Origin of the sequence: Streptomyces sp. SID14478, from assembly GCF_010548525.1 — a bacterium.
Lineage (GTDB): Bacteria > Actinomycetota > Actinomycetes > Streptomycetales > Streptomycetaceae > Streptomyces.
Window position 1 is genome coordinate 1 of the sequence record NZ_JAAGMG010000601.1, and the last position, 11,538, is coordinate 11,538.

The 11,538-nt window shown below is 67.6% G+C and carries 10 protein-coding genes and 4 pseudogenes; 10 read left to right on the top strand and 4 right to left on the bottom strand.

Going from position 1 to position 11,538, the window contains the following annotated elements:
- The 3 genes and pseudogenes from G3I40_RS19715 to G3I40_RS19725 all read left to right on the top strand — a co-directional run.
- Positions 1-134: pseudogene (locus G3I40_RS19715) on the top strand (IS110 family transposase); the annotation flags it as partial.
- Between the two features lie 23 nt (positions 135-157).
- A pseudogene (locus tag G3I40_RS19720) lies at positions 158-902 on the top strand (IS5 family transposase).
- 72 nt (positions 903-974) lie between these two features.
- A complete protein-coding gene (locus G3I40_RS19725) occupies positions 975-1,163 on the top strand; it encodes a hypothetical protein (protein WP_164303457.1) in 189 nt (62 codons plus the stop codon).
- Between the two features lie 279 nt (positions 1,164-1,442).
- Here G3I40_RS19725 and G3I40_RS19730 read toward each other — a convergent pair whose 3' ends face one another.
- On the bottom strand, positions 1,443-1,997 hold the full coding sequence (locus tag G3I40_RS19730; protein ID WP_164303458.1) for a DUF4383 domain-containing protein: 555 nt from the start codon (positions 1,995-1,997) through the stop codon (positions 1,443-1,445).
- 211 nt (positions 1,998-2,208) lie between these two features.
- Between G3I40_RS19730 and G3I40_RS19735 the strand changes: the two genes are divergently transcribed.
- Together G3I40_RS19735 and G3I40_RS19740 are read left to right on the top strand one after the other, a co-directional pair.
- Complete coding sequence (locus G3I40_RS19735) at positions 2,209-2,706, top strand: MarR family winged helix-turn-helix transcriptional regulator (RefSeq protein ID WP_164303459.1); 498 nt, start codon at positions 2,209-2,211, stop codon at positions 2,704-2,706.
- Positions 2,707-2,858: 152 nt separating this feature from the next.
- Positions 2,859-5,003, top strand: a complete 2,145-nt coding sequence (locus G3I40_RS19740; protein WP_164303460.1) for an MMPL family transporter — start codon at positions 2,859-2,861, stop codon at positions 5,001-5,003.
- Between the two features lie 109 nt (positions 5,004-5,112).
- On the opposite strand, the gene G3I40_RS19745 is transcribed toward G3I40_RS19740, so the two are convergent.
- Positions 5,113-6,030, bottom strand: a complete 918-nt coding sequence (locus G3I40_RS19745) for an AfsA-related hotdog domain-containing protein (RefSeq protein WP_164303461.1) — start codon at positions 6,028-6,030, stop codon at positions 5,113-5,115.
- On the bottom strand, positions 6,030-6,626 hold the full coding sequence (locus G3I40_RS19750; RefSeq protein ID WP_164303462.1) for a sigma-70 family RNA polymerase sigma factor: 597 nt from the start codon (positions 6,624-6,626) through the stop codon (positions 6,030-6,032). Before G3I40_RS19750 ends, G3I40_RS19745 begins: the two co-directional genes overlap by 1 nt.
- A gap of 150 nt (positions 6,627-6,776) precedes the next feature.
- Here G3I40_RS19750 and G3I40_RS19755 point away from each other — a divergent pair, with 150 nt between their 5' ends.
- The 5 genes and pseudogenes from G3I40_RS19755 to G3I40_RS19775 form a co-directional block, all read left to right on the top strand.
- On the top strand, positions 6,777-7,820 hold the full coding sequence (locus tag G3I40_RS19755; RefSeq protein WP_164303463.1) for a MerR family transcriptional regulator: 1,044 nt from the start codon (positions 6,777-6,779) through the stop codon (positions 7,818-7,820).
- Positions 7,821-7,890: 70 nt separating this feature from the next.
- On the top strand, positions 7,891-9,147 hold the full coding sequence (locus G3I40_RS19760; protein ID WP_164303464.1) for an NAD(P)/FAD-dependent oxidoreductase: 1,257 nt from the start codon (positions 7,891-7,893) through the stop codon (positions 9,145-9,147).
- A 268-nt stretch (positions 9,148-9,415) separates the two neighbouring features.
- A complete protein-coding gene (locus G3I40_RS19765) occupies positions 9,416-9,886 on the top strand; it encodes an ATP-binding protein (protein WP_164303465.1) in 471 nt (156 codons plus the stop codon).
- A gap of 425 nt (positions 9,887-10,311) precedes the next feature.
- The gene (locus G3I40_RS19770) at positions 10,312-10,560 is read left to right on the top strand and encodes a hypothetical protein (protein WP_164303466.1); all 249 of its coding nucleotides are present in this window, start codon (positions 10,312-10,314) and stop codon (positions 10,558-10,560) included.
- 54 nt (positions 10,561-10,614) lie between these two features.
- A pseudogene (locus G3I40_RS19775) lies at positions 10,615-11,004 on the top strand (ABC transporter permease); the annotation flags it as partial.
- Between the two features lie 210 nt (positions 11,005-11,214).
- Here the strand turns inward: G3I40_RS19775 and G3I40_RS19780 are convergent.
- Positions 11,215-11,538 (bottom strand): annotated as a pseudogene (locus G3I40_RS19780) (hypothetical protein); the annotation flags it as partial.

Consider the following 11,538-nt stretch of genomic DNA (forward strand, 5'->3'; position numbering starts at 1 on the left):
GGGGCGACTTCCATGCTGCCGCCCTCCGGAACCTGTTCAATCGCATGCTCGGACAGCTTCATCACTGCCTCCAGACGCGGACTCTGTTCGATGAAACGGCCGCGTTCCCGATGCCGCTTCTCGCAGTTGCTTGACAAGTAGATGCCGTGAGAGGTCCATGCTCGACGTCCCACATGAGCTGGTTGAGCATGTTTCCTGGCTCATCTACGCCCGAAGGCGTGAACTACGCTCCCCCTGGCGGAAGTTGAGCTGCTTCAAGCAGGCCCTGCTGACGCTGGCGCATCTGCGTAAGAACGAAACGTATCGGCAGGTCGGCGCCGGATTCGGGATCTCAGAAGCGACGGCCTGGCGCTATGTGGACGAGACCCTCGAAGTCCTGGCCGCCTGGGCACGGGCCTGCACGAGGCCCTCGTCGGGCTGGGCGAGGGCGACTTCGTCATCGTCGACGGGACGCTCATCCCGACCGACCATGTCAGGGCGGACGAGCCGTACTACTCGCAAAAGCACGGCGGCACGGCATGAACATCCAGGTCATTGCACGCCCCGACGGCACACCATTGTGGTTCTCCCGCGCGACACCAGGCCGCACTCATGACCTGACCGCGGCCCGCGCCCACGGCATCATCCAGGCATGCCTCACCCGGCAGATCCTCATCCTGGCCGACCGGGCCTACCAAGGCGCCCGCGCCACCGTCCGCACCCCCTACAAGAACCACCGCGAACAACCCGCCCACTACCAGCAGTTCAACCGCGACCACGCCCGGCTCCGCGCACCCGGCGAACGCGCCTTCGCACAACTGAAGACCTGGCGGATCCTGCGCCGGGCCAGATGCTCCACCCGCCGCATCGGCACCATCATCCAGGCCATCCACACACTCCTGACCTGTACGCATTCAGGATGAAAGAGGTTCAGTGAACTGGTGGCTCGCTCGAGAGCCTGACAGCGCCGCAAGAAACCGGCAGGATCAGCTGTCATGAACATAGAAGAAAAGGGCCACCCACCGATCTACGACCAGCTGGTTCAAGAACACGGAGATCTGCTCACAGAAACCAGGAAAGCGGCCGAACAAGCGCAAGCCGAGGCTAAACGAGCACTGGACTGGAGTGAAGTGCGGCGTGCGCAGAAGGAGAGGGAAGATAATTCCTTTTCAGCTTTTGGCTGAGGACCGGCAGGGCGCGGGTCAAGTACGTCCGGTCGCAGCCCCGGCCCTCCGAGGGCCGGGGCTGCGACCGGGGGGGGCGCCCCATGGGTTTCGCCGGTCCCGGCGGCCGGCGACAAGCCCACTCGCCGGAAGAAACACGCACATGACCGTCCCTGACGCACCATCAACCAACTGCTCCACGTAGCGACTTTAACCCTCGTCGGATCGCGAACTGCGGCTGAAGTACGCGGCGCTCCAGATCGTTGTTCTGTTCACCCGCAGCCGGCGTCGGAGGGTCACTCACTCTGGACTTCGCCCCCCCCCCAGCGCCCGTCCTTGGCGCTTCGTCAGCGCGGCGTTGGCCGCCGGGTGCTGGGTGGCGCCCTCCTCGGCAGCCTGCTCCGGGTGGCGACGCCGCCAGAAGGGATTGTCGTGGGACAGCTTGCTGGAGACCCGCCCATACATCCCGAAGGAGAGGATGATCAGGCCTGCCAGGAAGCTGAACACCACGTTGGTCATGCCGAAGTCCAGGAAGTTGGCGGACCGGTCCAGCGTAAACACGTGGTAGAAGCCACTGAGCAGGAAGAGCGTGCCTACGGTCATGTTCAGATCCGAGGCGAAGGTTCCACCAATGAACCCGCCGGCGACGAGCGCCGCGCCCACCACGAGCGAGATCACACTCAGTGCCACGTTGGTGGCCATGCCGGCCACCTCCCCGTTCGTACTGAGAGGAGTCAGCACGTCGGCCAGCCCCAGGCAGCCGAACGCGATAAGCATGAGGCCGCAGAACGCGGCACCGTAGCGGTAGACGACGGCGAGATGGTGGTCGACGGGCAGTTCGTCCTTCAGCTTCATGCGGCTCCTTACAACAGCTGGCCCGCCGGCCAGCGAAGCCCGGGGCTCCACATGGTCACGCAGAGGCCTCCGGTCGTTTAGGGCATACCTGACAACCTCTTCCGGTCCAGCGGTTTCCGCGGATGCATGAATTGGCGACATTCCCTCTGGCTTCGGGGACAGCGATCACGGCACGGTCGGGCCCTCCTCATCCGGCCACTAGACTGGCTTCGTGGCGAGCGCAGAGGAAACGGCAGGCCAGAGCCCGACGGAGGCGACGACAGACGCCACGGATCTGCAGGCCTTTGCGGTGCAGTTGCGCCGTCTGAACAGTGAGATCAACCGTCTCGTCCACGACTTCGCCGCCGCGCAAGGTCTGCACGCCACCGATGTGCAGGCACTGGCCGCGATCCTTGACGCCGACTCCCCCTTGACCCCTGGCAGGTTGCGCGAGCACCTGGGCCTCACCTCGGGCGCCGTCACCGCTTGCTTGGATCGCCTGGAGCGCGCCGGGCACATCCGCAGATCGCGCGAGAGTACTGACCGCCGAGTCGTGCACCTGCACTACGAGGCGGGCGCCCGCGCCACGGCCCGTGCTTCCTTCCGGCCCCTGGCTGACGCCGCGGCGAGCGCTATGGACCGGTTCAGCGCGGACGAACTGGCCGCTGCACTGCGCTTCTTGGCCGCCATGAACGCCGAACTCGGCACGCTCAGATCCGCCGCCCGCTGAAGTCTTCGGCCCTGGCTGCATCCGCGGGACCTGCGAGCGGCGAAGCGTAAGGACAGAGCACAGGAGCACGTTTCACTCCGCAGCCCGGGTCCGATATTGTTCAATCATTGAGATTGTGAATGATTGAATGACATCTACCGATGGGGAAGTCCATGTTCACGGCCCCGCGCTCCGCGCGATGGCTCCTCCCGGTTGTCCTGCTCGTTGTCTGGCTGGGCATCGGCGGCTCACTCGGCTCCTACGCCGGCAAGCTCGGCGAGGTCGCCACCAACGACCAGGCGGCGTTCCTGCCGACCAACGCCGAGTCGACGAAGGTCATCGACGCACAGCGGTCCTTCCGCCAGGAGGAGACGCTGCCCACCATCGTCGTCTGGACCGCGGACGGTGGGGCAGAAAGCAAGGTCAGCACCGAGCAGCGGGGCGCCGCGACCAAGGCCCTCACTGCACTCAAGGGTGACAGGGGCCTGGTCGGCAGTCCCTCGCCTGCCCTGCGGTCGAAAGACGGCAGGGCGCTGCAAGCAGTCGTACAGCTCCGCCCAGACTTGGGCGAGGATCTACCCGACGTTCTGGACGACGTCCGCAAGGCGGCCGAGCAGGTGCCCGGCACCCGAGCCCAGCTCGCCGGGCCTGCCGCGAGCCAGGCCGATCTCGGTGACGCCTTCGCCGGGATCGACGGGCTGCTCCTGGGCGTCGCCCTTGCCTCCGTGCTGGTGATCCTCCTCCTGGTGTACCGCAGTGTGCTGCTGCCACTGGTGATCATTGCGGGCGCGGTCTTCTCCCTCGGGGTCGCCTGCGCCATCGTCTACTTCCTGGCCGATCAGGACCTCGTACGCGTCGACGGTCAGATCCAGGGCATCCTGTCCATCCTGGTCATCGGAGCCGCCACGGACTACGCGCTGCTGCTGACCGCGCGCTTCCGCGAGGAACTCGCAACCGGCGAGGACCGCTTCGCCGCGATGCGTTCCGCGGTGCGCCGCTCGGCCGGTCCGATCGTTGCCAGCGGCGCGACCGTGGCCCTCGGCCTGCTGGCCCTGCTGCTCAGCGACCTGACCAACAACCGCGCGCTCGGCCCCGTCGGCGCCATCGGCATCGCCTGCGCAGTCCTGAGCGCGCTGACCTTCCTGCCTGCCGCTCTGGTCCTGCTCGGTCGAGCTGCCTACTGGCCCGCCAAGCCGACGCCGGAGGCGCAGAAGTCCGCGGGGCAGGGGGTCTGGACGCGGGTCGCGGCCTGGGTGGACAAGGTCCCACGGCGGATCTGGGCCGGGACGCTCACCATCCTGATCGTGTGCGCCGCGTTCGCCCCCACGCTGAACTCCAAGGGCGTCCCGCTGGACGAGATCTTCGTCAACGATGCCCCGTCGGTCGCTGCCCAGGAGAGCCTCGGCAAGCACTTCCCCGGTGGATCGGGCAACCCGGCGGTCATCATCGCCGACGCCGGCCGCGTCAAGGAGGTGCGTACGGCCGCCAAGGGCACCGCCGGGATCTCCGACGCGGTCGCCGTCACTGCCGGGGGCAGGCCCGGTGCGGGCAAGCCACTCGTCGTCGACAACCGCGTACGCATCGACGCGACGCTCCAGGACGCCGCGGACAGTGACGCCGCAAAAAGCGCGGTGGCCGACCTGCGTACGGCGGTGCACGCAGTGGACGGCGCCGACGCCCTGGTCGGCGGCTACACCGCCCAGCAGTACGACACGCAAAAGACCGCCGAGCACGACCGCGGGATCATCGTCCCGGTGGTCCTCGCCATCATCCTGGTGATCCTGTGCGGCCTGCTGCGCTCGCTGGTGATGCCGCTGATCCTGGTGGTCACCGTGGCGCTCAACTTCCTGGCCACACTGGGCGTCGCCGCCCTGGTCTTCCAACACGTGCTCGGCTTCAGCGGCACCGACTCCTCCGTGCCGCTCTACGGATTCGTGTTCCTGGTGGCACTCGGCGTCGACTACAACATCTTCCTAATGTCCAGGGTCCGGGAGGAATCCCTGCGCCACGGCGCCCGACAGGGCGTCCTGCGCGGCCTCACCGCGACCGGCGGCGTGATCACCTCCGCGGGTGTGGTCCTCGCGGCGACGTTCGCGGCGCTCGGCGTGATCCCGCTGGCCTTCCTCGTCCAGATCGCCTTCATCGTCGCCTTCGGTGTCCTGTTCGACACCCTGGTCGTACGGTCGTTCCTGGTGCCGGCACTGGTGCGGGACATGGGTGCGGTCACCTGGTGGCCCGGTGTCATCAGCCGCAGGCGGAAAGGCACGTCCGACGCCCCTGCCACGCTTGGGACCGAGCGGATGAGCACTGACGCATAGCCGCCGCATCTGCACCGAGCCCCCGCGGCAGTCGCAGCAGGGGCTTGGTGCGGGTTACCCCACGCGCGCCCGCTTCCACCTGGGTCTCAACTGCTCGCCACTGCGCTCGCTACGCCCTGAGCAGTGCGACTGTCCCCAGCGCGGCGCTCTGCCCACCGACCGTGACGAGAACGCGTGCGCCTGCCGGTTCCGCACTCACGTCGACCAGGGCCCCGCTCGACGGCACCGGCGCACGCAGCTCCACCTGCAGTCCCACCACCGCCTCCGCGGTCAGACCGGAGGTGAGCAGAGCCGCTTGGCGGGCTGCTTCCAGTACGGCCAGCGCGGGCAGCCGGTCCGGACGGCCAGGGAGCAGGACAGGGTGGCCCGGGTCGCGCGGCTCCATGACCAGGTATGCCTGCGGTGCCCGCGCCAGCATGACGTCGGTGTCGGCCGACGCACCGACAGCGGCCGCCGAGGGGTACAGCAGCGACAGCGCGGGCGGCGCGACGGCACGCGGCGTAGCGAGGGATTCCGCACTGCCCAACCACATGGCGCAGGAGCCAAACGGCACACCTACGTACGCGTACTCGGCGGCGATCCGGTAAGCAGTGAGCACGCCACCGCGCGTCGCGAGGTCGCCCACACTTACCCGGACGGTCACGTCCGAGGCGCTGCCGCGCTCGATCGGCCGGGCATCGGGACTCAGCCCGAGGCGCACAGAAAGTAGTTCAAGAGGGAGCGATGTGCGCACGTCCGTGGACAGATATTGATGCTCCAGCGCCACAGCGAGCTGGCGGGTGGACTCCGCCAGGATCAGCGGGTGGTGGGTCACGGCGAGGCTGCGTTCATTGAGCGGATGCGTACGCGGCCACTGACACCGGGCAGTGAAGCCATTGCTGCCAAGACGCCGCAGCGACACGACCAGCAGGGCGGCCATCGTGTCGAGCCCAAGCTGACGCCAGGTTGGCGGCGGTCTCGGCGGGATACGTTCCTGATCTTCTCGCGGGTCGACATCCAGCGCGAACTGCTCGGTGTGCGCCGACATCAGCTGCCTTCTCCGAGCGTGCGTCGCAGCTGGAGAAGCCCCCGGCACACATGACTTTTGACCGTGCCGAGCGGCAGGCCGGTTCGCTCGGCGATCTGCATCTGCGTCAGATCTTCGAAAAACGCCAGCTGCAGCACCTCCTGTTGGCGCACGGGGAGGCGGGAGAGCTCGTCCAGGAGAAGCACTCGGTCGAGAACCCGGTCGGTAGCCGACGCCTCCTGGTGCGGTACGGGCGCATCCGTGGTCTGGGCCGCCGCTGCGGTCAGGCGCAGCCGCCTGGTGCGGGCGGCAAGGGCATCAACGATCTTGCGGCGAGTGATGCCGACCAGCCAGGCACCCAACGGCCCGCGTTCAAGATGGAAGCCCGCCCGCCCCCGCCAGGCCGCAAGGAACACCTGCTGGGCCACGTCTTCAGCTTCACGCGCGTCCCCCAAAGAGCGCGCGGCCATGGTGTGGACGAGCGGGCTCCAACGTCGGTAGGTGGCCGCGAATACCTGCTCGTCAGCGTCGATCAGCCCCTGGGCCAGCTCCTCCTCGGGCGCCGTCTCCCCGGCGAGTAGGAACAGAGGCTCAGCGGTTCGCACAATGGAACTCATGGTCTTGTTCCTCCTGCAGAGCTGCAATGCGGGATCGGAGATCATGTGTGGCAGCCCCCACAGGCCAGCGCGCGCCTGCACCAGTGACAAGTCTTTGACGCACAACCGACGCAGGCAACACGCGTCGGTTGTGCGTCGTACGTTGGACCTGTGAGTCCTTCTGAGCACGACACGACGGCGGCCCTGTCGACCGGCGCGGTGGCCAGATATCTGGGCGTCGCGCCCACCACTGTGCGTTCCTGGGACCAGCGCTATGGGCTGGGGCCCGACACCCATACCCGGGGCAAGCACCGCCGCTGGACGCCCGCGGACATCGCACGCCTGGAGCAGATGAGCACGCTCACCATGGCGGGCGTGCCGCCGGCCGAGGCCGCCCGCACCGTACGCGAGGGCACGTTCAGTGCAGCCGCACGCGAGGGCGAGCAGCCGGCAGCCGCGCTCGCGCCCCGGCCACCCATGCCGGCACCGACGCCCACGCGCAGCCGTTCGGGCACCGGTCTGCGTCTCGGTGACGTGCGCCGGGAGTGCAAAGGCCTCGCCCGCGCGTCACTGCGGCTCGACGCCGCTGCCGTGGACGACCTGCTGGCCGCAGCGATCAGGGACTACGGCCTGATCACCGCTTGGCAGGAGGTCATCATGCCGACGCTCCAGGCCGTGGGCCGCAAGTGGGAGACCTCGGGCGAGAAGTACGTAGAGGTCGAACACTTGCTGTCCTGGCACATCGTCGGTGCCCTGCGGCGTAGCGCCCCTCGCGTCCCGGCCGACAGGCAGGCACCCACGACACTGCTCGCCTGCACGCCCGGCGAGGTGCACACCCTGCCCCTGGAGACGCTGGCCGCCGTCCTTCTCGAACGCGGCCTGCCCGTAAGGATGTTCGGCGCAGACCTGTCTGCCGAAGCACTCGGGGAGGCCGTGCGACGGACTGGCCCTGCGGCTGTCGGGCTCTGGTCCCAGGCCCGCAGCACGAGCAGCCGCATCCTCGCGCAGAGAGTAGCCAGGATGGAATGGGGCGTGCGTGGTGCCCGAAGGCGTCCCCTCGTACTGACACTCGGGCCCGGCTGGGTCGGCCAGACCGTGCCCGGCCTGCTACGGCCCGGTGGCCTCGCCGAAGCCGTGGCCGTCCTTGAGGCGGTGACTGCCACTGCCCGGCGGCCTGTCACGCCGGCGAGCACACCCACAATGGCGACAACCTGACCCGCCATCGGCCGTCTCCCAACCACCCCATCCACACGGCCTACCGGACCACAAGACCAGGAGTCAGCTAATGTCTGTTCCCCACCGGTCAAGCCCTCACACAATCGTTGTCGGTGCGGGTCTGGCCGGCCTCGCCTGCGCGCTGGACCTGTGCCGGGCAGGACAACGAGTCACGCTCTTCGAGGCGTCCGACGCCGCGGGCGGGCGGATGCGCACGGACCGCAAAGACGGCTTCCAGCTCGACCGGGGCTTCCAGGTCTTCAACACCTTCTACCCGCAGGTCAAGCGACGCATGGACCTACGCGGCCTACGCCTGCGCCCTTTCACCCCCGGCCTGCTGGCGCACATGCCCGCCGGAGCCCAGCGGCTCACCGACCCCACCCGGCGCCCGCGCGAGGCCGGCAACCTCCTGCCGGGGCGCGCCCTGAGCGCCCGTGACCTCGCCGTCATCGGGACGCTGGCCGCCCGTGACGCCGTGCTGCCGGTCCGGGCGATCACCTGCGGTACGGACAGGAGTACCAACGTGGCCCTGGCGCGCTCCGGGCTGTCCCAACGCGCCGTCAACAATCTGCTACGGCCCTTCTTGGCCGGTGTGTTCCTGGAGGAAGACCTGGAGACCTCCGCACGCTTCTTCCATCTCGTGCTGCGCAGCATGGCACGCGGCACCCTGTGCCTGCCTTCAGGCGGAATCGGCGCGGCTCCGGCCCAGCTCACCCAAGGCCTCCCGACGGGCACGCTCCGGTTCGAGACGCCCGTCGCGGAAGTCACCGAGACCGGTGTCCTCCTGTCGGACGGCCGCGAGGAGCCCGCCGCCTCTGTGGTTGTCGCCACGGATACCCAGACGGCTGCACGGCTGCTTCCAGGCCTTGAGGTGCCGGACGGCCGCACCGTGACGACCTATTACCACGCTACGGACACACCCCCGCCGACCGGGCCGATCCTGCTGACGGACAGCACTCTGACCATCCTCAACACCTGCGTCCTCAGTGAAGTCGCCCCCGCATACGCTCCACCGGGGGCTTCCCTCATCTCCACCTCGGTCCTTGGCGGCGACCCGCCGGGAAGGGAGGACGCTGTACGCCATCGCCTCGCTAACCTGTATGAAACAGACACCTCGTTGTGGCAGCGTATCGCGACGTACACCATCGACGGAGCACTTCCCATGATGCGGCCACCCTGGCCGCTCAGCCGCACCACCCGTTACGCGCACGGACAGTACGTATGCGGCGACTACCGGGCCACCGGATCGGTGCAGGGCGCGCTCGCCTCCGGGACGCGGGCCGCGCGCGAGGTCCTTGTCGATGCGGCACAGGTCGTGACGAGGTAACTCTGCAACGCGGAGGAAACGTACAGTTCCACGGGGACACGCATTGTGATCGCCTGAGCCACCAGAGTCATCGTCGGCGCCCGCGCGGCCGAACTCGACACGCACCGGACAACGCCACGCCCTGGGCTGAGCGGAGGGGCCGCACCAGCAGGCTGCGGCCACTGCCCTGTTCACCTCTCACGATCCCCACACATACGACCGCGGTGTGCGGATGCTTCATGGGTAGGCGGGCTGGCAATGAGCAACGCATTGGACGTGAGGCAGTGCTATGGAGCTTGGTGGGCAGCAGCCCTTTATCGACCGCAAGATCGCGGTCGGTACCGCGTTCGAGGCCAATGCGGAGATCGGGGAGGCACGTGACATCGCCCGCAGCTTCCTCGTGTCCGTGCAGGCCGTCCACGCGTTGCCGGTGTCAGCGCAGGCAATGGGCGCGGTGCAGTTGGTCGTGAGCGAACTGGTCACCAACGTCCGTAAACATGCGCCGGGACCATGCTTGTTGGACCTGGAGATCAGCCAAGGGGCCGTCCAGATCAGCGTGTGGGACAGCAGCACCTCACTGCCATCAGTCCAAGCAGCAGATCCCGAGCGGATCGGTCACCACGGCCTGGAGATCGCCATGGCAGTGAGTCAGACCTTCTGCGTTCACCGCGAACCGGTGGGCAAGCGAATCACTACATCCGTCGTACTCGCCGACCACCCTAGCGGGAGCGGGGCCGGCCCCGGACCATGCGATCTTTAGGCACTTCATTTTGCGGCGGACGACTTGGGCTGCGGGCCCGTGGCACGCCCGCAGCCGGGACCTGACCGCGTCACTTACCGTTATGGTCGCCGAGCAACTCGTCCTGCAGCGGGGCAATGAGGCGGTTGATGGTGGCGAGCATCTCAGTCAATGCGCCGGCCTAGTTGCCACGGGCGGCCAGACCGAGGATCTGCCCCGCCTCAATCGACCGAAGGACCTTGGCGGCTTTCATCACCCGTCTCCCAGTCCGCATCGTCGGTTAAGACGTCGGGGCCGATCTTCAGCGCCAAGCCCGCTCCTCCCTCATGGCCGCGGAAACTGAGGTTTTTACGCCCGTGCGAAACACGCGAATGCCCCTCGATGCTGCTATAACGCGTCAAGCGTTGGAGGGAAGATTTTCAAGCTGCTGGATGCCTTCCGGTCGGGTGTTCGAGGAGTTTGAAGATCTGGCGGCAGATGGTTCACTTGAGGCACCGCTGCGCGTCTCGGGAAGTCTTGCCTTCGGTCACGCGGCGGGCGACGTAGGTTTTGGTCGCGGGATCCAGCCGCATCCTGATCAGGGTGATGGTGTGCATTGCTCGATGCAGCTGGCGGTCGCCGCTGCGGTCGATCCGGTGCTCGGTTACTGGCTTGGGAGCCGTGGTGTCGCCGGTGTGAGCCCTGTTCCGGGCTAGGCATCCGTCGATGATGTCGCCGCGGTGTTGGATCTGGCGGAGGGCTCGGTGCTGGATGCCATAGCCGCCTACGGCTTGATCCTGCTGTTCGCCTTCGCCATGTCGTGGGTCGGACCAACCATCGGGCTCATGGCTCGCAGCGTGGAGGTGGCGCAGAGTGCCGGACTGATCTGGCTCTTTCCCCTCACCTTCGTCTCGGGTGCTTTCGTCTCCGTCAGCACGATGCCCGGTCCGTTGCGCACGATTGCCGAATGGAATCCGGTCTCCGCGATCGCCACGGCCACGCGCTCCCTCTTCGGCAACCAGGCGCCGCCAGCAGTGGTCCCGCCCAGTTCCTGGCCGGACCTGCACGCCATCGGTTACGCGCTGGTGTGCTCCTACGCTGTCATTGCCGTCTTCATGCCCTTGGCCGTCAGCCGATATCGGCGCATCGCTCACGGCTGAGGGGATCAGCGCAGCGTCCCGCGAGGCTGGCCGTCTCCCGGCAACTGGTGCGTAGAGGTACAGGTTTCGGAGAATGTGAAGGGCTGGCCCCATCCCACCAGGGCTATCGACGTCTCCGCGGCTTCTCCTGCAGGACCTCCAGGAGAAGCCGGCAGCGCAGTGCGGATCGGGCGCTGAGCGGCCCCGCGCCTGACCACCCACTGGATGGGCTCAGCCGATGCGGTGCAGTGACGGATTGATCCAGCGTGGCTGCGGCGGGTCGAGAACCCGCTCGGCGTGGGTGGCTGACCGCTTGTCCTGTCTGGTGGAGAGCAGCGGATCGTGCGTCAAACTGCGTGGCGCATTGCGCTGTTCAAGGGTCTCGATGGTTGTGCTGACGAGGGCGGGCGGTCCAGCCACATAGACATGCCGATCGGCCAGGCACGGCCCCTCAGCGAGATGCTGCTGGAATTGGTCGTGAAAGCCGCGGACACGATGCGGGTCCGGCGGGTACCACCGATGGCAGGTCAGCTGGCGGTGCCGACTCTCAAGGCC

Bases quoted from the DNA above. Each gene is read 5' to 3' on its own strand.
- G3I40_RS19725 (WP_164303457.1), top strand. From the start codon at position 975: ATGAACATAGAAGAAAAGGGCCACCCACCGATCTACGACCAGCTGGTT.
- G3I40_RS19730 (WP_164303458.1), bottom strand. From the start codon at position 1,997: ATGAAGCTGAAGGACGAACTGCCCGTCGACCACCATCTCGCCGTCGTC.
- G3I40_RS19740 (WP_164303460.1), top strand. From the start codon at position 2,859: ATGTTCACGGCCCCGCGCTCCGCGCGATGGCTCCTCCCGGTTGTCCTG.
- G3I40_RS19745 (WP_164303461.1), bottom strand. From the start codon at position 6,030: ATGTCGGCGCACACCGAGCAGTTCGCGCTGGATGTCGACCCGCGAGAA.
- G3I40_RS19750 (WP_164303462.1), bottom strand. From the start codon at position 6,626: ATGAGTTCCATTGTGCGAACCGCTGAGCCTCTGTTCCTACTCGCCGGG.
- G3I40_RS19760 (WP_164303464.1), top strand. From the start codon at position 7,891: ATGTCTGTTCCCCACCGGTCAAGCCCTCACACAATCGTTGTCGGTGCG.
- G3I40_RS19765 (WP_164303465.1), top strand. From the start codon at position 9,416: ATGGAGCTTGGTGGGCAGCAGCCCTTTATCGACCGCAAGATCGCGGTC.